Origin of the sequence: Pseudomonas sp. zfem001 (assembly GCF_032621725.1) — a bacterium.
Classification (GTDB): Bacteria; Pseudomonadota; Gammaproteobacteria; order Pseudomonadales; family Pseudomonadaceae; genus Aquipseudomonas; species Aquipseudomonas sediminis.
In genome coordinates, this window is sequence record NZ_JAVYJI010000001.1 from 1,034,120 (window position 1) to 1,055,063 (window position 20,944).

The 20,944-nt window shown below is 63.9% G+C and carries 24 protein-coding genes; 13 read left to right on the plus strand and 11 right to left on the minus strand.

Annotated elements, in window-relative coordinates:
- Window positions 1–36: 36 nt before the first annotated feature.
- Entirely contained in the window at window positions 37–735 is a 699-nt protein-coding gene (gene urtE, locus RTH74_RS04925) for an urea ABC transporter ATP-binding subunit UrtE (protein WP_316913930.1), read from the plus strand.
- A gap of 171 nt (window positions 736–906) precedes the next feature.
- Here the strand turns inward: urtE and RTH74_RS04930 are convergent, their stop codons facing one another.
- The gene (locus RTH74_RS04930) at window positions 907–1,692 is read right to left on the minus strand and encodes an aldolase (protein WP_316913931.1); all 786 of its coding nucleotides are present in this window, start codon (window positions 1,690–1,692) and stop codon (window positions 907–909) included.
- Between the two features lie 182 nt (window positions 1,693–1,874).
- On the opposite strand from RTH74_RS04930, the gene RTH74_RS04935 reads away from it, so the two are divergent.
- A complete protein-coding gene (locus RTH74_RS04935; RefSeq protein ID WP_316913932.1) occupies window positions 1,875–3,194 on the plus strand; it encodes an aspartate aminotransferase family protein in 1,320 nt (439 codons plus the stop codon).
- A gap of 76 nt (window positions 3,195–3,270) precedes the next feature.
- On the opposite strand, the gene RTH74_RS04940 is transcribed toward RTH74_RS04935, so the two are convergent.
- On the minus strand, window positions 3,271–4,764 hold the full coding sequence (locus RTH74_RS04940; RefSeq protein WP_316913933.1) for a PLP-dependent aminotransferase family protein: 1,494 nt from the start codon (window positions 4,762–4,764) through the stop codon (window positions 3,271–3,273).
- Between the two features lie 176 nt (window positions 4,765–4,940).
- Here RTH74_RS04940 and RTH74_RS04945 point away from each other — a divergent pair, with 176 nt between their 5' ends.
- From RTH74_RS04945 to RTH74_RS04965, 5 genes are all read left to right on the plus strand, one after another.
- Entirely contained in the window at window positions 4,941–5,822 is an 882-nt protein-coding gene (locus tag RTH74_RS04945; protein WP_316913934.1) for a transporter substrate-binding domain-containing protein, read from the plus strand.
- A gap of 187 nt (window positions 5,823–6,009) precedes the next feature.
- Entirely contained in the window at window positions 6,010–6,651 is a 642-nt protein-coding gene (locus tag RTH74_RS04950) for an amino acid ABC transporter permease (protein WP_316913935.1), read from the plus strand.
- 10 nt (window positions 6,652–6,661) lie between these two features.
- A complete protein-coding gene (locus RTH74_RS04955) occupies window positions 6,662–7,324 on the plus strand; it encodes an amino acid ABC transporter permease (protein WP_316913936.1) in 663 nt (220 codons plus the stop codon).
- Window positions 7,317–8,075: an amino acid ABC transporter ATP-binding protein gene (locus RTH74_RS04960; RefSeq protein WP_316913937.1), complete on the plus strand. Its 759-nt coding sequence runs from the start codon at window positions 7,317–7,319 to the stop codon at window positions 8,073–8,075. Before RTH74_RS04955 ends, RTH74_RS04960 begins: the two co-directional genes overlap by 8 nt.
- Window positions 8,076–8,213: 138 nt before the next feature.
- Entirely contained in the window at window positions 8,214–8,972 is a 759-nt protein-coding gene (locus RTH74_RS04965) for an SDR family NAD(P)-dependent oxidoreductase (RefSeq protein WP_316913938.1), read from the plus strand.
- Window positions 8,973–9,230: 258 nt separating this feature from the next.
- Here the strand turns inward: RTH74_RS04965 and RTH74_RS04970 are convergent, their stop codons facing one another.
- Window positions 9,231–9,941 (minus strand): sulfite exporter TauE/SafE family protein, encoded by a 711-nt coding sequence (locus RTH74_RS04970; protein WP_316913939.1) that lies wholly within the window; start codon window positions 9,939–9,941, stop codon window positions 9,231–9,233.
- A 179-nt stretch (window positions 9,942–10,120) separates the two neighbouring features.
- On the opposite strand from RTH74_RS04970, the gene RTH74_RS04975 reads away from it, so the two are divergent.
- The 6 genes from RTH74_RS04975 to ureC all read left to right on the plus strand — a co-directional run bounded on the left by RTH74_RS04975 (window position 10,121) and on the right by ureC (window position 14,473).
- Window positions 10,121–10,957 carry an urease accessory protein UreD gene (locus RTH74_RS04975; protein WP_316913940.1) on the plus strand — a complete coding sequence of 279 codons (837 nt, stop codon included), beginning with the start codon at window positions 10,121–10,123 and terminating at the stop codon, window positions 10,955–10,957.
- Window positions 10,958–11,039: 82 nt separating this feature from the next.
- Entirely contained in the window at window positions 11,040–11,342 is a 303-nt protein-coding gene (ureA, locus tag RTH74_RS04980) for an urease subunit gamma (RefSeq protein WP_017678731.1), read from the plus strand.
- A 3-nt stretch (window positions 11,343–11,345) separates the two neighbouring features.
- On the plus strand, window positions 11,346–11,855 hold the full coding sequence (locus RTH74_RS04985) for an N-acetyltransferase family protein (protein ID WP_316913941.1): 510 nt from the start codon (window positions 11,346–11,348) through the stop codon (window positions 11,853–11,855).
- Window positions 11,856–11,859: 4 nt separating this feature from the next.
- Window positions 11,860–12,390 carry a GNAT family N-acetyltransferase gene (locus RTH74_RS04990; RefSeq protein WP_316913942.1) on the plus strand — a complete coding sequence of 177 codons (531 nt, stop codon included), beginning with the start codon at window positions 11,860–11,862 and terminating at the stop codon, window positions 12,388–12,390.
- Window positions 12,390–12,695: an urease subunit beta gene (locus tag RTH74_RS04995; protein ID WP_316913943.1), complete on the plus strand. Its 306-nt coding sequence runs from the start codon at window positions 12,390–12,392 to the stop codon at window positions 12,693–12,695. The genes RTH74_RS04990 and RTH74_RS04995 overlap by 1 nt, the downstream gene beginning before the upstream one ends.
- A gap of 77 nt (window positions 12,696–12,772) precedes the next feature.
- Window positions 12,773–14,473 carry an urease subunit alpha gene (gene ureC, locus RTH74_RS05000; RefSeq protein ID WP_316913944.1) on the plus strand — a complete coding sequence of 567 codons (1,701 nt, stop codon included), beginning with the start codon at window positions 12,773–12,775 and terminating at the stop codon, window positions 14,471–14,473.
- 96 nt (window positions 14,474–14,569) lie between these two features.
- Here ureC and RTH74_RS05005 read toward each other — a convergent pair whose 3' ends face one another.
- The 8 genes from RTH74_RS05005 to RTH74_RS05040 all read right to left on the minus strand — a co-directional run bounded on the left by RTH74_RS05005 (window position 14,570) and on the right by RTH74_RS05040 (window position 20,873).
- Complete coding sequence (locus RTH74_RS05005) at window positions 14,570–15,115, minus strand: REP-associated tyrosine transposase (RefSeq protein WP_316913945.1); 546 nt, start codon at window positions 15,113–15,115, stop codon at window positions 14,570–14,572.
- Between the two features lie 102 nt (window positions 15,116–15,217).
- Window positions 15,218–15,661, minus strand: coding sequence for a hemerythrin domain-containing protein (locus RTH74_RS05010; RefSeq protein WP_021487915.1), 444 nt, complete (start codon window positions 15,659–15,661; stop codon window positions 15,218–15,220).
- A 75-nt stretch (window positions 15,662–15,736) separates the two neighbouring features.
- The gene (locus tag RTH74_RS05015) at window positions 15,737–16,003 is read right to left on the minus strand and encodes a DksA/TraR family C4-type zinc finger protein (protein WP_316913946.1); all 267 of its coding nucleotides are present in this window, start codon (window positions 16,001–16,003) and stop codon (window positions 15,737–15,739) included.
- Between the two features lie 76 nt (window positions 16,004–16,079).
- Window positions 16,080–16,943, minus strand: a complete 864-nt coding sequence (locus tag RTH74_RS05020) for an oxaloacetate decarboxylase (protein ID WP_316914314.1) — start codon at window positions 16,941–16,943, stop codon at window positions 16,080–16,082.
- A 137-nt stretch (window positions 16,944–17,080) separates the two neighbouring features.
- Window positions 17,081–18,082 carry a type II secretion system F family protein gene (locus tag RTH74_RS05025; protein ID WP_316913947.1) on the minus strand — a complete coding sequence of 334 codons (1,002 nt, stop codon included), beginning with the start codon at window positions 18,080–18,082 and terminating at the stop codon, window positions 17,081–17,083.
- A gap of 53 nt (window positions 18,083–18,135) precedes the next feature.
- Window positions 18,136–18,894, minus strand: a complete 759-nt coding sequence (locus RTH74_RS05030) for a transporter substrate-binding domain-containing protein (protein ID WP_316913948.1) — start codon at window positions 18,892–18,894, stop codon at window positions 18,136–18,138.
- A gap of 193 nt (window positions 18,895–19,087) precedes the next feature.
- The gene (locus RTH74_RS05035; RefSeq protein WP_316913949.1) at window positions 19,088–19,870 is read right to left on the minus strand and encodes a transporter substrate-binding domain-containing protein; all 783 of its coding nucleotides are present in this window, start codon (window positions 19,868–19,870) and stop codon (window positions 19,088–19,090) included.
- Window positions 19,871–19,958: 88 nt separating this feature from the next.
- Window positions 19,959–20,873 (minus strand): substrate-binding domain-containing protein, encoded by a 915-nt coding sequence (locus tag RTH74_RS05040; RefSeq protein ID WP_316913950.1) that lies wholly within the window; start codon window positions 20,871–20,873, stop codon window positions 19,959–19,961.
- Between the last annotated feature and the right edge of the window lie 71 nt (window positions 20,874–20,944).

Sequence of the window (20,944 nt, forward strand, 5' to 3'; positions counted from 1 at the left end):
CCGGCCCCTCCCACAAAACGAATAAAGGACATCGATATGCTGCAAGTCCAACAACTCCACCAGTACTACGGCGGCAGCCACATCCTCCGTGGCCTGTCGTTCGACGTGAAGGTCGGCGAAGTCACCTGCCTGCTCGGCCGCAACGGTGTGGGCAAGACCACCCTGCTCAAATGCCTGATGGGCCTGATTCCGGCCAAGGACGGCAACGTGCAATGGGAAGGTAAGGCCATCACCGCCTTCAAACCGCACCAGCGCGTGCACGCCGGCATCGCCTACGTGCCACAGGGACGCGAAATCTTCGGCCGCCTGACCGTGGAAGAGAACCTGCTGATGGGCCTGTCACGTTTTCCCGGCAGCCAGGCCAAGGCCGTGCCGGAATTCATCTACGAGCTGTTCCCGGTGCTGCGCGAGATGAAGCATCGCCGTGGCGGCGATCTGTCCGGTGGCCAGCAGCAACAGCTGGCCATCGGTCGCGCCCTGGCCAGCCAGCCGCGCCTGCTGATACTCGACGAACCCACCGAAGGTATCCAACCCTCGGTGATCAAGGAGATCGGCGTGGTGATCAAGAAGCTCGCCGCTCGCGGCGACATGGCCATCCTGCTGGTGGAGCAGTTCTACGACTTCGCTGCAGAGCTGGCCGACCAGTACCTGGTGATGAGCCGTGGCGAGATCGTCCAGCAAGGCCGTGGCGAGAACATGGAAACCGAAGGCGTGCGCGGGTTGGTGGCGATCTGACCAGCCTCGCAGGGTGGACGATGCTTCATCCGTCCACCACTCTGCGATGCAATGGTGGATGAAAAACGTCATCCACCCTACGTCCTGATCCGCCCTGTGTTAGGGGCTTTAGCCGCGATTCGGTAACCGCCTCAGTCACCGCTAAAGCGCCTCCCATAGGACGTCGCCGTCCTACTCAGCGAAATCAGATCCCTCGCGCAACAACTGGCGTTTCACGCTCTCAAGATGCAGGTGAGCGCTTTCGGCGTTGCCCTGCTGCATCTGCCGGCAGGCGGCACTGGCAATCGCCGGTGCCACGGCCTTCAGCGGCCGACCGCTGGCCATGGCCTTGAGCTGCACCTCGGCGGCGCGCTCCAGGTAGTAGAGGTCATCCCAGGCCTCGGCAATGCTCGGCCCCAGCACCAGCGGGCCGTGGTTCTTCAGCATCACCACATCGGCATCACCTGCTGCCCGGGCGATGCGCTCGCCTTCGGCATAGTTCAGCGCAAGCCCCCGGTAGTCCTCATCCACTGCCAGGCGCTCGTAGAACTTCAACGCGGTCTGCCCGGCCCAGACGAAGGGCTCACCCTCCAGCATGCACAGCGCCGTGGCGTTGGGCATATGGGTGTGAAAGGCTGCCGTAGCGCGTGGGTTGAGGCGGTGCAACTGGGCATGGATAAAAAACGCCGTCGCCTCCGGGCGGCCCTCGCCCAACACCACGCGCCCATCGAAATCGCAGATCAGCAGCGACGAGGCCGTGACCTCGGCAAAGGCCAGGCCATAGGGATTGACCAGAAACAGGTCACCACGCCCCGGCACCACCACGGAAAAGTGATTGCAGATGCCTTCACCCATACCGAGGCGTGCCGCCATGCGAAAGCAGGCGGCCAGGTCGATACGCGCCTGGGCGATCTCGGGGCTGTTCAGGCCCTCAGTGGACACCAGCGGAGCGGTGTTGATTTCAAATGCGTGGGCCATGGTTTCACTCCTGAAAACGGATGCCTCCAGCCTAGCCTGTGCACACCAAGCGCCTAGGGACAGTTGCCCGGACTCATTGAGCCAGACGCGCTGACCCGGCCATTTCCGGCATCTGGCCCTACGGCACACGGCCGCTTTGTTCCTATGGTGCAGCCATCCGCAACGGCCAGCCCGAGGTCATCATGAGCACACCGATCAGCAACCAGTACGTCCACGATCTGGATCGCCAGCACGTCTTCCACTCCTGGTCGACCCAGGGCGCCCTCAACCCGCTGGTGATCGCCGGCGGCGAGGGCTGCACGCTGTGGGACTACGACGGCAAACGCTACCTCGACTTCAGCAGCCAGCTGGTCAACACCAACATCGGCCACCAGCATCCAAAGGTGATCGCCGCCATCCAGGAACAGGCCGGCAGCCTGGTGACCATCGCCCCGGCCACCGCCAACCTGATGCGTGGCGAAGCGGCCAAGCGCATCCTCGCCCGCGCGCCGGCCGGTTTCTCCAAGGTGTTCTTCACCAACGCCGGGGCCGATGCCAACGAGAACGCCATGCGCATGGCGCGCCTGTACACCGGTCGCGACAAGATCCTCTCCGCCTACCGCTCCTACCATGGCAGCACTGGCGCGGCCATCGTCGCCACCGGTGACCCGCGCCGTGTGCCCAACGAATACGCCCGTGGCCATGTGCACTTCTTTAACCCCTACCTGTACCGTACCGAGTTCAATGCGGCGAACGAAGAAGAAGAATGCGCGCGTGCCCTGCAGCACCTGCGCCGGGTCATCGAGTGCGAGGGGCCGGGCGCCATCGCCGCCATCCTGCTGGAGAGCATTCCCGGCACCGCCGGCATTCTGGTACCGCCGAAAGGCTATATGCAGGGCGTGCGCAAACTGGCCGACGAGTTCGGCATCCTATTGATCTGCGACGAAGTGATGGCCGGCTTCGGCCGCACCGGCGCCTGGCTGGCACTGGAACACTTCGGCGTGGTGCCAGACCTGATCGTCTTCGCCAAGGGCGTCAACTCCGGCTATGTGCCGGCCGGTGGAGTGATGATCTCCCAGCCGATCTGCGAGCACTTCGACAACCACTTCTTCCCCGGGGGCCTGACCTACTCCGGGCACCCGCTGGCCATGGCCGCCATCGTCGCCACGCTGGATGCGATGAGCGAGGAAGGCATGGTGGAGAATGCCCGTGATATTGGTGCCCAGGTGCTCGGCCCAGGCCTGAAGAAACTGGCCGAGCGCTACCCGATGATCGGTGAAGCGCGTGGTGTCGGCCTGTTCTGGGCGCTGGAATTCGTCAGCGACGTACAGAAGAAAACGCCGATGCCGGCGCCAGTGATGCAGGAAGTGAAGGCGGCGCTGACCGCGCGCGGGCTGCTCAGCTTCGTGGTGGAGAACCGCATCCATGTGGTGCCACCGTGCATCGTCAGCGCCGCCCAGGTAAACGAGGCGCTGGCGATCTTCGACGAGGTATTCGCCCTGTTCGCGCCGCGCTTTGCTTGATAACCATCGCGGCTGAAGCCCCTCCCACAGCGTCACGGAACATTTGTGGGAGGGGCTTTAGCCGCGAGAACATCTTTCACAACCCCGCCAGCACCTCACCCAGCTTCTGCACGCCCGGCCGAATGCGTTCGGCATCGATGGCGTGGAAGCCCAGGCGCATGAAGTTGGTCGGTGCGGCGCCCTCGCCCAGGAAAAACTGCGCGCCCGACTCGATCAACACGCTCTGCTGCGCCGCCGCCCAGGCCAGTCGTTGGGTATCGACACCACGTGGCGCGGCCAGCCAGCAGGCGCTGGCACCAGGGCTGCCCATCGGCTGGCAGTCGCTCAGGTCGCTGCGCAGCGCCTGGTAGAGCAGCTCGCGGCGGCGGCAATGTTCCTCGCGAAAGCGCCGCAGGTGCGCATCGTAATGCCCCTGGGCGAGGAAGTCGGCGAGCATGCGCTGGTTGTTCAGCGGCGGATGGCGGTACATCAGCCGGCGCAGGGCGCGGAGCTCATCAATCAGTTCGGCGTCGGCCACCATGTAGCCGATCCTCAGCCCCGGCGAAAAGGCCTTGGACAGGCTGCTCAGATAGATCACCCGGCCGCTGCTGTCGCTGGCCTTCAGCGCCGGCAGCGGGTGGTTGTCGAGATTGAATTCGGCGTCGTAGTCGTCCTCGATCAGCACCTGGTCGTGCTCGCGAATCTGCCGTAGCAGTTGCTCGCGCCGTGCCGCGCTCATCGCCACGCCGGTGGGCACCTGGTGCCCCGGCGTCACGTAGAGGTACTGGCAGTCATCCAGACGCCGGTCCACCACCAGGCCCTGATCGTCGACATCCTGCAGGTGCACCTTGGCGCCGTGAATGTCGAAGATGCTCGCCGCATCGCGAAAGCCAGGGCTCTCCACGCCAACGCGCACACCGCGCGCCATCAGCAGGCTGGCCAGCAGATAGAGCGCGTTCTGCGAACCGAGGGTCACCAGAATTTCGTCGGCACGCGCCCAGATACCGCGCTTGGGCAGCACGCGGGTGCGCAGCTGCTCGATCAGTTGCTCATCGTCACGGTCGAAACGGTCGCCCAGCCACAGCTGGTCGCGCTCACCGCTGAGGTTCTTGCGCGACACCTCGCGCCAGCGCTCCAGTGGGAACAGTTCGCTGATCGGCTGACCGTAAATGAAGGGGTAGGTGAAACGGCTCCAGTTGCTCGGGCGCAATACGCCGTGCTTCAAACTGGGCTGCATGCGAAAGCGCGCGGCCCAATCCGGGGCAGTGGCGGCGCTGCTGTCATCCGACGGTTCCGGTTTTCGCAGCGGCGTCATGCGCAGTACGGCATCGGTCTGCCCGCAGTAATCGGGGTGCAGGTAATAGCCACTGCGCGGGCGGCTGACCAGGTAGCCGTTGTCGAGCAGGCTCTCGTACACCAGCGCCACGGTATTGCGCGAGACCGACAACTGCTGGGACAGCTTGCGGCACGACGGCAGCGGCTCGTCGGCCGGGAAACCGCCGCCAAGAATGGCCGATACCAGCGACTCGCGAAGCTGCTCCTGAAGGCCGCGCTGACGGTCGAAATCAAGGTGGTAAAAGTGATCGATCATGGCGCCCTCCAACAGCCAAACAACCCTGTGACGTAGCAAGTAGCGCGCCACTGTCGCTGGCCAGAACAAAGGCCGGAACTGCCCCTATCGCCGGCTCGTCAGGCGTCTCTAAGGTGAAAACGAAACCGCCGCCGAGCGGCCTGGACAACCCTTGTCGACACCTCTGGAGCACGCCCATGAAGCCATCGAAAACCGATTCCAAACCCTTCGGCCTGCTGCGCAAGCTGGCCCTGGCCAGTTGCCTGGTCGGCGCCTCGCTGAGCGCCCACGCCGACCTCGACGACATCAAGTCCAAGGGCGTGATGACTGTTGCCACCGAGGATGACTACGCGCCGTTCAACTTCATCGTCGACGGCAAACCGGAAGGGTTCCACAAGGAGCTGCTCGAAGACCTCAAGGCCTACGCCAAGGCGCAGGGCTTCGATGTGAAGCAGGAAATCCTGCCCTGGACCGGCCTGCTCGCCTCGGTTTCGTCCGGCCAGTACGACATGGCCTTCACCGGCGCCCTGGTCACCGACGACCGCCTGCGCGTGTTCAACTTCGCCCCGCCCTTCGCCTCGGCGCAGCACTTCTACGTCAAGCGCGCAGGCGATGACAGCCTCAGCGATATCGCCAGCCTGTGCGGCAAGACCGTCGGCCTGCAGGCCGGCAGCGCCCTGCTCGCGCGCCTGCCGGAGCTGAAGAAGATGATGGAGGCCGCAGGTTGCAAGATCGGCAAGGTCACCGAATACCCGTCCTACCCGGAGGCCTACGCCGACCTGGCCAACGGTCGCCTGGACTACGTGATCAACGCGCTGATTTCGGTCAACGACCTGGTCAAGACCCGTGGCGACACCTTCGCCAAGGGCATTGCCGTGTCCGGTGATGGTTTCGCCGCCTGGCCGGTACCGAAGAACAGCCCCGAGCTGCTGGAGTTCCTCACCGGCTTCATGACCGAAGTTCGCGACAGCGGCCGCCTGGCCGAGCTGCAGACCAAGTGGTTCGGCGAAGCCTTCCCGGCCATGCCCAAGGAGCCGATCACCAAGGTCGAGCAGTTCCACGAACTGGCCGGCATGTGACAGCGGGCTGCGGTCAGGTCTCTGAAATGGCCGCGTAGGGTGCGCCGCGCACCAGCGTCAATGCTGCCAGCGCCTCAGTACGCACGGCGCACCCTGCATGCTCATCGCCAACGCACTGCCGTCTATCAGGGCCAGCTCTGGCCCTGACCTTGCTTGCAACATCCCATCCCTTTCCCTGGAGCCCGACATGAACGGACAAGCCTGGTTATTGCTGCTCGAAGGCGCCTGGACGACTCTGTGGATCTCCTCGATCGCCATTGCCCTGGGCGTCGTCATCGGCCTGGGCATCGCCCTGCTGCGCATGGCGCGCATTCCCTTCCTGGAGCAGGCGCTGGTGCTCTACGTGAGCCTGGCTCGCGCCACGCCACTGGTCACCTTGGTGCTGTTCATCTTTCTCTCGGCGCCGACTTTCGGCCTGGCCATGGATCGCAACACGGCAGCGATTCTCGCCCTCACCCTGAACACCGCGGCCTTCAACGCCGAGGTCTGGCGCACGGCGTTCATCAGTTTCTCCCGCGAGCAGAAGGAAGCGGCGCTGGCCTGCGGCATGACCAATGGCGTGTTCTTTCGCCGCATCATGCTGCCGCAGATGATCACCAGCAGCCTGCCCGGCCTGGTCAACGAGATGTCCTTCCTGATCAAGAGCAGCCCGGCCATCGCGGTGATCGGCATCGTCGATCTGACCCGGGTGACCAACCGCATCAGCGCCGTGACCTACGAGCCGCTGCCACCGATTCTCGCCGCTGCCCTGCTGTACATGCTGATCATCGGCGTGCTGCTCAAGGTGCAGGCCATCGCCGAGAAGAACGCCAACCGACTGGCCATGTGAGGACGCGACCATGACCGAATGGAGCATCATCTGGGAGGCGCGCGACGCCTTCCTCAACGGCGCACTCAACACGCTGATCCTGTTCGTCCTGTCGGTGCTGGCAGCCTTCGTCATCGGCTGCTTCAGCGTCTACCTGCTGGAGGGCCGCACCTGGCTGTCGACGCTGCTGCGCGGGGCGATCAACCTGATGCGCATGCTGCCCTTCCTGGTGCTGGCCTACCTGCTCTACTACGGGCTGCCGGCGCTTGGCATCAAGCCCAGTGCCTGGGGTGCCGGCCTTGTCGCGCTGGCCATCTATCACGCGGCCTACTTCGCCGAGATCCTACGCGGTGCGCGCCTGGTGCTGCCGCTTGGCCAGGTCGAGGCGGCCAAGGCCCATGGCTTTCGCCCCGCTCGCCTGTACTGGCGAATCATCCTGCCGCAGTTGGTGATCCGTACCCGTCCGCTGCTCGGCAATCAGCTGATCTACGCACTGAAGGACACCGCCTTTCTCACCATCATCACCGTGCAGGAACTGACCGCCGCGGCCAACTCGGTACAGGCCACCTACTTCATCCCCACCGAGGCGTTCGTGGTGGTCATCGCCCTGTACTGGGTCATCAGCATCTGCCTGGAACTGGCGCTCAAGTGGGCCAGCCGGTTCGGCGCCAAACGAGGTTTTGAACATGCCTGACGTACCTGCGGTACAGATCGACAATCTTTCCAAGAGCTTCGACGGCGTCGAGGTACTACGCGACATCTCGCTGACCGTGAACAAGGGCGAGGTGGTCAGCGTGCTGGGCTCGTCCGGCTCGGGCAAATCCACCCTGCTGCGCTGCATCAACTGGCTCGAGGAGCCGGACCGCGGCAGCATTCATATCGCCGGCCAGCGCATCGGCGTCGACGCCCAGGGCAAGCGCATGAACAACCGCGACCTGGCGGCGATTCGCGCCAGAACCGGCATGGTGTTCCAGAGCTTCAACCTGTGGCCGCACCTGAACGTGCTGCAGAACGTCATGGAAGCACCGATGCAGGTGAAGAAGATGCGCAAGGACGAGGCCCGCGCCATCGCCCAGACGCTGCTGGAAAAGGTCGGCATGGAACAGAAGGCCGAGGCCTTTCCCTACACCCTTTCCGGTGGGCAGAAGCAGCGCGTGGCGATTGCCCGCGCCCTGGCCATGAGCCCGGAGGTGATTCTGTTCGACGAGCCGACCTCGGCACTCGACCCGGAGCGGGTCGGTGAAGTGCTGACGGTGATGAAGAATCTCTCCAGCGAGGGCTACACCATGATCGTGGTCACCCACGAAATGGAATTCGCCCGCGCGGTGTCCGATCAGGTGGTGTTCCTGGAAAAGGGCCTGCTGATCGAGAAATCCGCCCCGGAGAAGTTCTTCACCAACCCGGAAACCGAACGCGTGCGCAAGTTTCTCGAACTGTCCGCATGAATCCGCGGCCAGCTGTGGAGCACGGCCTTTAGGCCAAGGTTTTACACTGGCGCACCGCACCAAAAGGACTGCTCGAGCTGCGCCCGATAGAGGGTACAGGAGCAGGCCATGAACCCTGATAGCAAAACGAGGTTATCCATGAGCAAGGTGGCATTCATCACAGGCGCGACATCCGGTTTCGGCCGCGCCACGGCACGACGTTTCGCCGAGGCCGGCTGGGCCCTGGTGCTCAGCGGCCGACGCCTGGAGCGCCTGGAAGAACTGAAGGCCGAACTGCAGGACAAGGTGCCGGTGCACATCGCTGCACTCGACGTGCGCGATGCTGCAGCAGTGAAGGCGCTGGTCGACAGCCTGCAAGCCCCCTTCGACCGTATCGACGTGCTGGTCAATAATGCCGGTCTGGCGCTGGCCCCGGAGGCCGCGCAGAAGGTTGCCCTGCAAGACTGGCACACCATGATCGACACCAACGTCACCGGCCTGGTCAACGTCACCCACGCCGTGCTGCCGAAGCTGCTGGAAATCGGCAAGGGCACCAGCATCATCAACATCGGTTCGGTGGCCGGCGAATGGCCCTACCCGGGCGGCCACGTTTATGGCGCCACCAAGGCCTTCGTCAAACAGTTCAGTTTCAACCTGCGTTGCGACCTGGTGTCCACCGGCGTGCGCGTCACCGACATCGCCCCCGGCATGGCCGAAACCGAGTTCACCCTGGTACGCACCAAGGGCAACCAGGCTGCCTCCGACGCGCTGTATGGCAGCACCACGCCGCTGACCGCCGAAGATATCGCCGAGCAGATCTTCTACGTCGCCACCCTGCCCGACCACATCAACATCAACCGCCTGGAAATCATGCCGAGCCGCCAGGCCTGGTCGCCCTTCGCCATCGACCGCGATTGAAGGAAGCGCCTCGCAGAGCGGGATCGACGCCGAACCCGCCCGTAGGGTGCGCCGTGCGCACCGCTGCGATCCCGCAACTACGGTTCTTCTCGGTGCGCGCAGCGCACCCTACAGGATCGCCTTCAGCAGGCTGCCCAGCGACAACAGCACCAGCAACCCTCCGACCAGGCTGCCAGCGAGGATGCAGCCCGTAGGGTGCGCCATGCGCACCGCCGTGATCCCGCAGCAACGGATACTTCTCGGTGCGCGCAGTGCGCCCTACCAGATCGCCTTCAGCAGGCTGCCCAGCGACAACAGCACCAGCAGCCCACCTACCAGCACCCGCAACGACAACGGCTGCCAGCGCGGATGCAGCCACTGTCCGAGTAGGTTGCCGGCCAATGCCGGCAGTGCCAGCTCCAACGCCAGCCGCCACTGCGCGCCGCTAAGCAGACCCGCGACACCTAACCCGATCAGCGCCGCGCAACTGCTGGCCAGAAAGAACAGCACCGCCGTGCCGCGCAACTGGCGCGCGTCGAGGCCGCTGCGCAGCAGGTAGATCATCAAGGGCGGGCCGCCGGCCGAAGCCACGGTAGTCGCCAGGCCGGATGCCAGCCCCGCCAACCAGGCCATGCCCTGGCTCACCGGTGTGGCAACGGACGGCCGCCATAACACCAGCATGCCCCCGCACAAACAAAGCACCGCCACCAGCGGCGCCATGATGCGGGCCGGCAGCCACAGCAGCAGCCAGGCACCCAGCGGCACCGCCAGCAGCATGCCGACCAACAGACGCCTCAGCACGCGTCCATGCACGGCACGCAGCGCCGCCGACCACAGTGTCACGCTGCAGGCCACATCGAGAATCAGCGCTACTGGCACCGCTTCCGCAGGCGGCAGCCGCAGCATCAGCCCGAGTGCCATCAGCATGGCGAAACCGAAGCCACTGTAGCCGCGCACCAGGCCGGCGGCGAAGGCGATAAAAGTGAACATGAGCACTCCGCACGAATCGACACCCCACTCTAGAGCCGGCCAGCCGCGAGAAGGCAGAGCCAGATACAGCAGTGCGACTGGCCACCGCCGCAGATAGCGTAAATGCGCACCGAATTGGTTCAGGGCACGCCTCTTGCTTGCCCACTCGGTCAACTATCCTGCGGAACCGCTGCCTCGACATGAATCTGCCTGCCGCCCTGTTCACGCCAAGCTGGCCTGCCGAGCTGGAGCTGGCCTACGCACGCCACGGCGAACGCACCACTCCAGTGCATAGGCGTCACCTGGGCCCACTAAGAGTGCAGAAGCACCTGTACGCCGAAGGCCCGGAAGTCTGCCAGCACATCATCGTTCACCCGCCCGGCGGCATTGCCGGTGGTGACGTTCTGGATATCTCGGCCCACGCTGGCGAAAACACCTGGGTGCAGCTCACCAGCCCAGGCGCGGCCAAGTGGTATCGCGCGGCCGGGGTCGCTCGGCAGGATCTGCGCCTGCGCGTCGACGCTGGCGCCACCCTGGAATGGCTGCCGCAGGAAACCATCATCTACGCTGGCGCCCAGGCCGAACTGCACACGCAGATCGACCTGCACGGCGATGCTCGTCTGTTCTACTGGGACATCGTCGCCCTCGGCCGTCCCGCTGCCGACGAGCGCTTTACCAGCGGCCACTTCCAGGCCGCGCTGGACATCCGCCGCGACGGCAAAATGCTATGGCACGAACGCCAGCGCGTAAGCGGCGGCGACGGCCTGCTCGACTCGCCCATAGGCCTCGACGGCCAACCGGTATTAGCCACCCTGCTGGTCAGCGGCGAGCTGGATGTCGATCTACTGGAGCGCTGCCGCGAGTTGAAGATTGAAGGCGTGCGTGGTGATCTCAGCCAACTGTCGGGCCTGCTGGTCGCGCGCTGCCTGGCCAGTGAAGCGCTCAAGGCGCGCGCCTGGCTGATCGAACTCTGGCGCCTGCTGCGCCCGGCGTTGCTGGGGCGTGAAGCACGCCCACCCCGTATCTGGAGCACATGACGGCGGATGTAAAAAGCGACATCCGCCCTACCCCACGATGCATTCCGGCGATGCCAGGCATACGCCCCAATGGAGTAACACGATGGATCTGAGTCCACGCGAGAAAGACAAGCTGCTGATCTTCACCGCCGGCCTGGTGGCCGAGCGCCGCCTGGCGCGCGGAGTAAAGCTGAATTACCCGGAAGCCATGGCCTATATCTCTGCTGCCCTGCTCGAAGGCGCACGCGACGGCCAAACGGTCGCCGAATTGATGCACTTCGGCACCACCCTGCTGAGCCGCGATCAGGTGATGGAAGGCGTACCGGAGATGATCCCGGAGATCCAGATCGAAGCCACCTTCCCTGACGGCACCAAGCTGGTGACCGTGCACCAGCCGATTGCGTAACTCATGAGTAATTCCATAGTCGACGCTGGCGAAGCCGACCTGCCCGGCATCCTGGCCATCTACAACGACGCGGTGCAGCACACCACGGCGATCTGGAACGAGACCCTGGTGGATCTCGCCAACCGCCGCGCCTGGCTGGCGGAGCGCACTGCAGCGGGTTTTCCCGTACTGGTCGCCCATGACGGCGCCGGCGAGGTAGTCGGCTACGCCAGCTACGGCACCTGGCGCACCATCGAAGGTTTTCGTCAGACCGTCGAGCACTCGGTATACGTACGTGCCGACCAACGCGGCCAAGGCCTGGGCCCAGCGCTGATGCAGGCGCTGATCGAACGCGCTCGCACCGCCAACCTGCATGTCATGGTCGCCGCCATCGAGTCGGAGAACGCCGCCTCGATCCGCCTGCACCAGCGCCTCGGCTTCGTCACCACCGGACAGATGCCCCAGGTAGGCCGCAAGTTCGGCCGCTGGCTGGATCTGACCTTTATGCAACTGATCCTCGGCGCCAAGGAGTGACCCAGTGAGCGTGACGCTACAGCGAATCGACAGCGCCAGCCTCGCCAACTACCGCGAAGGCTTGATCGTCCTGCTGCTCGATGCGGTCAACGATGGCGCATCGCTGGGCTTTCTCGCCGATCTCGACGAGCGAGGCGCCGCCGAGTATTTCACTCAGGTACAGGCGGGCATTGCCGACGGCTCGTTGCTGCTCTGGGTCGCCCATGAACAGGGCCGCGTACTGGGCAGCGTGCAACTGAGCCTGTGCCAGAAGCCCAATGGCCTGAACCGCGCAGAGATTCAAAAGCTGCTGGTACTGGGCACGGCGCGTCGCAGAGGCATCGCTCGCCTGCTGATGCAAGCCGTCGAGCAGGAAGCGGCAGCCCGCAAACGTGGCCTGCTGTACCTCGACACCGAGGCCGGCAGCGATGCGGAACAGCTCTATCGCCACCTTGGTTACCAGTGCATTGGTGGCCTACCCGACTACGCCTGCGGCCCGGACGGTACCTACCGGGCCAATGCCATCTACTACAAGACGCTTGCGAGGCCCAACTGATGATTCCCGGCGAATACAAGATTGACGACGGCGAGATCGTGCTCAACGCCGGTCGCCGCACCCTGACCCTGTCCGTAGCCAACAGCGGCGACCGGCCTATCCAGGTCGGTTCGCACTACCACTTCTTCGAGACCAACGACGCCCTGCTGTTCGACCGTGCCAGCACTCGCGGTATGCGCCTGAATATCCCGGCCGGCACTGCCGTACGTTTCGAGCCGGGGCAGAGCCGTGACGTGGAGCTGGTCGATCTGGCCGGCGCCCGACGGGTGTTCGGCTTCGCCGGCCGGGTCATGGGCGATCTATAGCCCGTAGGATGCGCCGTGCGCACCAGCAACGACACAGATAGCAACGGTGCGCACAGCGCACCCTACGAGGACTTCCAATGAAGATTTCCCGCCAAGCCTACGCCGACATGTTCGGCCCCACCGTCGGCGACAAGGTGCGCCTGGCCGACACCGACCTGTGGATCGAAGTCGAGAAGGACTTCACCACCTACGGTGAAGAAGTGAAATTCGGCGGCGGCAAGGTGATCCGCGACGGCATGGGCCAGGGCCAGCTGTGCGCGGCCGATGTAGTCGACACCCTGATCACCAACGCGCTGATCATCGACCATTGGGGCATCGTCAAAGCTGACGTCGGCCTCAAGGACGGCCGCATCGCTGCCATCGGCAAGGCCGGCAACCCGGATATCCAGCCGGACGTCACCATCGCCATCGGCGCCGGCACCGAGGTGATCGCCGGTGAAGGCATGATCCTCACCGCCGGCGGTATCGACACCCACATCCATTTCATTTGCCCGCAGCAGATCGAAGAGGCGCTGATGAGCGGCGTCACCACCATGATCGGTGGCGGCACCGGGCCGGCCACCGGCACCAACGCCACCACCTGCACCTCCGGGCCGTGGCACATGGCGCGCATGCTCCAGGCCGCCGATGCCTTCCCGATGAACCTGGGCTTTACCGGCAAGGGCAATGCCTCGCTGCCAGAGCCCTTGATCGAGCAGGTCAAGGCCGGCGCCATCGGTCTAAAGCTGCACGAGGACTGGGGCACCACCCCGGCCGCCATCGACAACTGCCTCTCCGTGGCCGACCATTACGACGTGCAGGTGGCGATCCACACAGACACGCTGAACGAGTCCGGCTTCGTCGAGACCACCCTCGGCGCGTTCAAGGGCCGCACCATCCACACCTATCACACCGAAGGCGCCGGCGGTGGCCACGCGCCGGACATCATCAAGGCCTGCGGCTTCCCCAACGTGCTGCCGTCCTCGACCAACCCGACGCGCCCGTTCACCCGCAACACCATCGACGAGCATCTGGACATGCTCATGGTCTGCCACCACCTCGACCCAAGCATCGCCGAGGACGTGGCCTTCGCAGAATCGCGTATCCGCCGCGAGACCATCGCCGCCGAGGACATCCTGCATGACCTCGGCGCGTTCTCCATGATCAGCTCCGACAGCCAGGCCATGGGCCGCGTCGGCGAGGTGATCACCCGTACCTGGCAGACCGCCGACAAGATGAAACAGCAGCGCGGCCCGCTGCCCGAGGATGTGCCGGGTAACGACAACTTCCGCGCCAAACGCTACATCGCCAAGTACACCATCAACCCGGCGATCACCCACGGCATCAGCCATGAAGTGGGCTCGATCGAAGTGGGCAAGTGGGCAGACCTGGTGCTATGGCGCCCGGCCTTCTTCGGCGTCAAGCCGACGCTGATCCTCAAGGGTGGCGCGATTGCCGCCAGCCTGATGGGCGACGCCAACGCCTCGATCCCGACGCCGCAACCGGTGCACTACCGACCGATGTTCGCCAGCTACGGCGGCAGCCGCCATGCCACCAGTATCACCTTCATCAGCCAGGCGGCGTTCGAAGCGGGCGTGCCCGAACAGCTCGGCCTGCAGAAGAAAATCGGCGTGGTCAAAGGCTGCCGCGAGGTGCAGAAGACCGACCTGATCCACAACGGCTACCTGCCGAACATCGAGGTCGATCCGCAGAACTATCAGGTCAAGGCTGATGGCCAGTTGCTCTGGTGCGAGCCGGCCGAAGTGCTGCCGATGGCGCAACGTTATTTCCTGTTCTGAGTTGCCTGGCGGGTTTCACCCGCCCTACGGGAGCGGTGATTGCCCCGCCTGCGCAAACCTGTAGGGCGGGTGCAACCCGCCAACTCATTCTCCGGCTCATTCCCCTACACCCAGCTCATCAAGGCTCGCATCCCCGCCCCAATCAACGGGGTAAACGCCCGCCCTCACCCAACGATGAAACGACGACCAGGGCCAATCCTGCACACGCGTCACCAACCCATGCTTGAGCGGGTTGCCATGCAGGTAATCAAAATGCCGGGCGTAGTCGCACTCATCGCGGATCAGGTGTTCCCAGAAGCGTTGCTGCCAAAGCGTGCCCTGCCCCTTTGCCTGACGACGCTCGCTCAGCAGATCGGCACGTAGGTAAGTCTTGCCGCACGCATGGGTGACATGCCGCTTGATCAGTCGCCAGCGATTGGAGAAATCCATGTCATCGGGCGGTAAACGCCAAATGGCATGCAGGTGATCCGGCAACAATACCCAGGCGTCGATGACGAAGGGCTGGGTCAGGCGTACCACCTGGATCGCCTCGCGCAAAGCCTGGCGAATATCGGGATGGGTGAGGATTGGCTGGCGCCGCTCGCTGACCAAGGTGAAGAAATAGATGCCACCAGCAATGGCGGCGCGACGGTAGTCGGGCATGGCAACGTCCTTGTTGCAGATGTGATAGGTGGCGGGTTTCACCCGCCCTACGGTCATGTGTAGGGCGGGTGAAACCCGCCGTTGCCATTGAGGCTAGCCCATTCAGGACGCCTGCTTCATCTCGTCGTAGGCGTTCAGGTAATCACCAGCCAGTTGCTGCTTCTCCTTGTCGCGAAGCAGCTTGCCGGCCATCTGGAAGAAGGTGTGCTCTTCTTCCTTGAGGTGATGTTCGACCTTTTCCGCCAGCGCCTTGGCTTGCGCCAGCCAGCTGGGGCTGCTGGGGTCGGTCTCTTCCAGGTCCTCGATCATTTCGTCCATCTGGTGATGCTCGGCAATCGCGTGGCGCGACAGGTCGACGCCTGCGTCCTGCTGCATCAGGGGAATGTAGAAATGGCGTTCTTCGGCCACCGAATGCACAGCCAGTTCCTGCTTGAGCTGAGAGAACAAGGCGTGGCGCTCGGCGCTGTCGCCTTGGGTAGCGATCAGTTTCTGCGCCAGTTCGCGCTGGATGTCGTGGCTGATGCGTAAGGCTTCGAAAATCGTCATGCAAGCACCTCTTCCTGAGTCACGGTCGTAGTAGCACTAGACCAGCAGGAAGCGAATAGGTGCCGTACCGCTTGCTCAGCGCAGCTGACTGTCCTTGCTGCCACGACGGTTATAGGCGCTGAACGCCGCGCTTTCCCGGTCGAGCTCAGCCTGGCAGTTGACGCACAGGCGCACGCCGGGAATGGCCTGGCGACGCGCCTCGGGAATGACGGCATCGCACTCTTCGCAGTGACGCAGGCTCTCGCCTTTCGGCAGTTGGCTACGGGCACGCGCAATGGCGTCCTCGATGCTGCTGTCGATCTGTTCCTGCACTGCGTCGTCGCTTGCCCAACCACCTGCCATGTTCGACCTCCTCGCACTCTCCGAACAGATATGCGCCCGGAGAATGCGAAGTGCAAGTGCAGCCGGTCGCCACAGGCTACTCGCGGACTTCCATGAACTCCTTGGCCCAAAGGATGTAGTCCTCGGGCATGGTGTACTTGTGGGTCAGCTCGGTGGCATTGAGGTCGCACGGCTGCGCACCGCGCTGTTCGCGCAGGCAGTCGTAGGTGGCCTTGATCGCGGCGAAGTAGGCAGCGTGGCCGTTGACCACGATGCGCACGCCAAGGCGCGCCAGGCGCTGGTTGTCGCGCAGTTCAGGGTTACCGTAGGTGACCAGCATCAGCGGCACCTTCAGGCCTGCGGCGATATGCTCCAGGTGGGCGAAATCCTTGATCCCGACCAGGCAGATGCCGTCGGCACCGGCGGCCTCGTAGGCGCGTGTGCGGCGGATCACTTCGTCCACCTCCAGCACGCCGGCATGGGTACGGGCGATGATCGCCAGATCCGGATCGACGCGGGCTTCCAGCGCGGCGAGGATCTTGCCGACGCCCTCCTCGATGGAAATCAGATCAGTGGACTTGCGGCCGAACTGGGCCGGCAGAAGGGTATCTTCGATGGTCAGCGCGGCAACACCAGCGCGTTCCAGCTCGACCACGGTACGCATCACGTTGAGCGCGTTGCCGTAGCCGTGGTCGGCATCGGCGATTACCGGCAAGCGCGAGACGCGGCCGATACGCGCCGCCTGCTCGACGAACTCGCTCAAAGTGATCAGGGCGAAGTCCGGCGCACCGAGTACCTGCAGGGAGGCGACGGAGCCGCCAAGGATACCGACCTCGAAGTCGAGATCAGCGGCGATGCGGGCGGACATGGGATCGAAGACCGAAGCCGTGTGATAGCAGCGGTCGGAAGCCAGCAGGGCACGAAAAGCGCTGCGTAGCTCATGGTGGGATGCACGTTGCAGGATGGGCATGGGGCGTATTCCAAAGTCGGTTGAATCGCTTTTTTCTCTTTTTAGTAATGGCGTAGACGTGACGAATGCTAGCGCAAGGCACTTGCTGCCAGCTTTCAAACGAAGCGCCGTGGTCGATAACCAGCAAATTATCGGCCAGTCAGCTCCGCCGGCAGCGCCGGGAAGAAACCACCACCGGTCAGCAGGCCGTATGCCATCCACATGGCGACCACCAAATAGAACAGGCGTGGCGCCCAGCTCGCCAGCATCTGCTGGCTCGCAGCCAGCTGTTGCGCCTGCAGGCGGGCGAAACGTAGCAGCGCCTCACCGGGCCGACCGGTGGCTTCACCGGTATTGAGCACGCCGATCAGCATGGCTTTGCCGTGAAAGCTCAGCCCATCGAAAGCGCGCACCAACGACTGACCAGCCGCGACCCGTGGTGCCAGGTTGGCGAAATCCCGCCGCAGCCGCGCGCCGCTCACTGCACTGCAGGCGCGCGGCAGGGCGTCGAGAACGGGCATCCCGGCCTCCAGCAGCAGCCCAAGGCTGTCGCAGAAATTACGGACATCCGCCCGGCGCTGCAGGCTGCCCAACACCGGCAGAGCCAGCAGCAGATCGTCCAACGGGCCCGGTTGATCGGTTCGCCGCTGTTGCCAGCGCCGCCACAACGCCCGTACGCCGAACAGCAATGCCGACAACCACAAGATCGGCATCAGCACAGCCGCCAGGTAGCCCGCGCCACTCAGACTTCCCCCAACTAAAGCAGGCAAGGGTTTGACCGCCAGCGCCAGCAGCAAAACCCCGGCCGGCAACAGCAGACGTGACTTCAACTCTGCGGCATAACGCGCCTGTTCGTCGTAGCGCTGCGCCAATTGCTCGTAGATATGCGCCAATGCCCCGGCCTCCTGCGCGGCTCGGACCAGGCCACTTTCCAATGGCGTGAACACGCCACTCAACTGGCCGGAAGTCGCCAGGTCGCGTCCGCCGCCGACCATCTGCCGCAGGCGCTTGACGGCGGCCTCGTGGCGCGCACCGAGATCCAGACTGACCAGCGCTCGATCGATAGGCACGCCCGCCCGCTCCATCGCACCAAGGTGAGCGAACAAGCCGGCGCGACTGCGGAGATCGAGAGTGAGATGACGACGCGACATGATCGGACTCGGTGGATTGCCGCGCTCAGGTTAACCAGTCGCCGCGCGAGGCGCTACGGAGCGATGGGCGGCATCGGCGCATGCGGCAACCAGCGTTTCAGGATCGCCTCCAGGCTGCCGTCCTCATGCATCTGCGCTAATGCACGCTGCCAGCGCACCACGCGCACCACCGAGGTCTGCGGGGAAAAGGCAATGTAGTAGGCCGAGCGCATGAACGGCACGTGCGCGGTAACGTCCTGTGGTTTGAGATCGACAGCGGCCAACTCGCCAGCCAGGGTCAAATCCTCAGTGGCGATCAGATTGACCCGGCCATGCTTGAGCATGGTCATCATCTGCTTCGAACTGGGTACGCCATAGAGGTTGGTGAAGCCCTTCGCGCTGAGGGTTTCGAAGGTGTACCACTGCTTGGGCAGTGCCAGAGGTCCGCTGGCAGCGGCTTGCTCCAACGTGTCGATGACGAGGTTGCGGGACTTGAGCGAGTAGAAACTGGTAGTGCCGACCACAATGGGGCCGACCCACTGGAACCGGTCCTCACGCTCGGCTGTACGCACAGTGGAGAACAGCGCGATATCTTCCTGTTGCTGAGCCAGGTACAGCGCTCGCGTCCAAGGCATCAGCTCGATCTGTCCAGTGTCGCCGGTACGCGCCAGCAATGCTCTGACCACCTCGACAGCAAGACCGCTCGGTTCGCCCTCGCGCATGAAGCTCATCGGCGGCGCATCCTCGGTGAGCAGACGCAGCTGTGCCTGTACCGGAGCGCACAGCGCCAGCAGCAGAACACATAGCCATCGATCAATACACTTGGCCATCATCGCCCCTCTCGCTTGCAGCCTAGGCTCTGTACGAAAAGTGCCTGCGCTCGGTGATGCTTCGTTAAAAACGGGTTCGGAATGCTCATTTACAGCTCGTAAACTCCGCTTCCTCACCCGTTTTTGCCTCGCCTGACCTTCGCTCGACGACTTTTCGTACAAACCCTAGCAAGCCGGGGCGCACCGTGCAGCCGCTTCACTCGCTGCGCAGCAAGTCGACCAAGGTGCGCTCATCGGCCGCGGGGAACCAGTGGCGGTAGATCCGCTCCAGGCTGCCGTCGTGGCGCATCTGCTGCAGCGCCTGTTGCCAACGTGCGACCAGCGCCGGATCCGTCTTCAGGGAAAAGGCGATATAGGAGTCGTTGGGCATCAGGTCGAACTGCTCCTGCAGCTGCCCGGCATTCATGCCCTGCTCGGCGAGCATGCCGTCGAGGGTCAGGTTGTTGGCCAGCAGCAGCTTGACCCGACCATGGCGAAACATGCGCAGCATGTCCTGAGGCGTCGACACGCCATACAGGTTATCCAGGTTCTGTTCGCGCAACAGTTCGTAGCTGTACCACTGTTTGGGAATCGCCAGGGTGCCGAGGCGCCGGACGTCTTCGAGGCTGGCGACTCGAAGCCCAGCATCCTTGTGCGTGTAGAAACGCGTATAGCCGCGCGCGATCGGTCCGACCCACTGAAACTCGGCTTCGCGCTGCGCCGTACGTACGGTGGAGAACAATGCCGTGTCGGCCTGATGGCGAGCCTGGTGATAGCCGCGTGTCCAGGGCACCAGTTCGATATTCGCCGTCTCGCCAGTGCGGCGGATCAGCTCCTCGACCACGGCCACAGCCATGCCACTCGGCTTGCCATTCTCGAGATAGCTGAAGGGTCGATAGTCTTCGGTATACAGCCGCAAATCGGCAACCGCCACATGGGCGCAGAGGCCACAAAACAACAACAACAACAACAGAACGGCTACCGGGCACTTCAGATTCATCACACGCCACCGTCTAGAGCGCGCCCTACAGCGAATTCAGGACGGCCAGAACAAGGATCATAAACCCGCACCTGGCCCATCACCAAGGCTATTGCGGGGCTGTCATTTCAGCCAAATCCCTGGCGGTCACTACACGCGGTTCAAGTAGCAGTTGCAGGCGCGAAATGGCGCGTTCGCCACTCAGGGCCCGGTGCACTAGGCGCACCGCATGATCCCCCATGGCCTGTGGCTGCTGGAGCAACAGCGCATGAATCTCTCCCTCGCGCACGGCATCGAACAGCAGGTCGCCACCGTCGAAACCGACGAAGTCCAACGTACCGGCCTTGCCCAGTTGGCGCAGCGCCGCGAGGGTTGCCCGACTGCTGGTGCCATTGGGACTGAACAGGCCGTCGAGCTTGGGTAACTGCTGGCTCAGGGCCTCGGCGATGCGCTGGCGGTCATCCCCCAGGTAGGTATCGAACACCACCTGCAAACCAGTCGCCTGCGCCGCCAGCAGAAAGCCGCGCTCACGCTCCTCGGTCGATTGCAGCCCTGGCCGCAAACGCAACATCCCAACTCTGCCACCCCGCCCGAGACGCTCGGCCATTTGTTGCCCGGCCAACTGACCGGCGAGGAAGTTGTCAGTCGCCACCAACGCATAAGCGCCGTCCCCCGCAATGTCGCGGTCGACATAGACAGTGGGGATGCCCTCGGCGCGCAAGGCCGTGATCCGAATATCGATAACGTCGCCAGCCGGAGCGATGATCAGCGCTTTGCAACCCTGTGCCAGTACGCGATCTATCAATTGCAACTGCACCTCGACGCTGCCCTCCCGGGCCGGGGCGCGTGTATAGAGCTCCAATTGCAGCTCATCAGCGGTGCGTCTCGCGCCGGCCTCCAGTTCGCTCCAGAACGCCGACGTGCCGGCCGGCACCATACCGATGCAGTCACGCGCCCAGGCAGGCGCCGACGTCAGGGAAAGAGCCGTCAGCAACAGGCAAATGGAAGGGATTATTCTTGGCATGTTCAACTCCCGGACCCTGCCATCACTTTAGCATCGCCATGCGGCACTGCGACGCCTGTCGGCAAGCTGTC

Coding starts and splice junctions, on each gene's coding strand:
- urtE (WP_316913930.1), top strand. CDS start 37: ATGCTGCAAGTCCAACAACTCCACCAGTACTACGGCGGCAGCCACATC.
- RTH74_RS04930 (WP_316913931.1), bottom strand. CDS start 1,692: ATGGCCCACGCATTTGAAATCAACACCGCTCCGCTGGTGTCCACTGAG.
- RTH74_RS04935 (WP_316913932.1), top strand. CDS start 1,875: ATGAGCACACCGATCAGCAACCAGTACGTCCACGATCTGGATCGCCAG.
- RTH74_RS04940 (WP_316913933.1), bottom strand. CDS start 4,764: ATGATCGATCACTTTTACCACCTTGATTTCGACCGTCAGCGCGGCCTT.
- RTH74_RS04945 (WP_316913934.1), top strand. CDS start 4,941: ATGAAGCCATCGAAAACCGATTCCAAACCCTTCGGCCTGCTGCGCAAG.
- RTH74_RS04950 (WP_316913935.1), top strand. CDS start 6,010: ATGAACGGACAAGCCTGGTTATTGCTGCTCGAAGGCGCCTGGACGACT.
- RTH74_RS04955 (WP_316913936.1), top strand. CDS start 6,662: ATGACCGAATGGAGCATCATCTGGGAGGCGCGCGACGCCTTCCTCAAC.
- RTH74_RS04960 (WP_316913937.1), top strand. CDS start 7,317: ATGCCTGACGTACCTGCGGTACAGATCGACAATCTTTCCAAGAGCTTC.
- RTH74_RS04965 (WP_316913938.1), top strand. CDS start 8,214: ATGAGCAAGGTGGCATTCATCACAGGCGCGACATCCGGTTTCGGCCGC.
- RTH74_RS04970 (WP_316913939.1), bottom strand. CDS start 9,941: ATGTTCACTTTTATCGCCTTCGCCGCCGGCCTGGTGCGCGGCTACAGT.
- RTH74_RS04975 (WP_316913940.1), top strand. CDS start 10,121: ATGAATCTGCCTGCCGCCCTGTTCACGCCAAGCTGGCCTGCCGAGCTG.
- ureA (WP_017678731.1), top strand. CDS start 11,040: ATGGATCTGAGTCCACGCGAGAAAGACAAGCTGCTGATCTTCACCGCC.
- RTH74_RS04985 (WP_316913941.1), top strand. CDS start 11,346: ATGAGTAATTCCATAGTCGACGCTGGCGAAGCCGACCTGCCCGGCATC.
- RTH74_RS04995 (WP_316913943.1), top strand. CDS start 12,390: ATGATTCCCGGCGAATACAAGATTGACGACGGCGAGATCGTGCTCAAC.
- ureC (WP_316913944.1), top strand. CDS start 12,773: ATGAAGATTTCCCGCCAAGCCTACGCCGACATGTTCGGCCCCACCGTC.
- RTH74_RS05005 (WP_316913945.1), bottom strand. CDS start 15,115: ATGCCCGACTACCGTCGCGCCGCCATTGCTGGTGGCATCTATTTCTTC.
- RTH74_RS05010 (WP_021487915.1), bottom strand. CDS start 15,661: ATGACGATTTTCGAAGCCTTACGCATCAGCCACGACATCCAGCGCGAA.
- RTH74_RS05015 (WP_316913946.1), bottom strand. CDS start 16,003: ATGGCAGGTGGTTGGGCAAGCGACGACGCAGTGCAGGAACAGATCGAC.
- RTH74_RS05025 (WP_316913947.1), bottom strand. CDS start 18,082: ATGTCGCGTCGTCATCTCACTCTCGATCTCCGCAGTCGCGCCGGCTTG.
- RTH74_RS05030 (WP_316913948.1), bottom strand. CDS start 18,894: ATGATGGCCAAGTGTATTGATCGATGGCTATGTGTTCTGCTGCTGGCG.
- RTH74_RS05035 (WP_316913949.1), bottom strand. CDS start 19,870: ATGAATCTGAAGTGCCCGGTAGCCGTTCTGTTGTTGTTGTTGTTGTTT.
- RTH74_RS05040 (WP_316913950.1), bottom strand. CDS start 20,873: ATGCCAAGAATAATCCCTTCCATTTGCCTGTTGCTGACGGCTCTTTCC.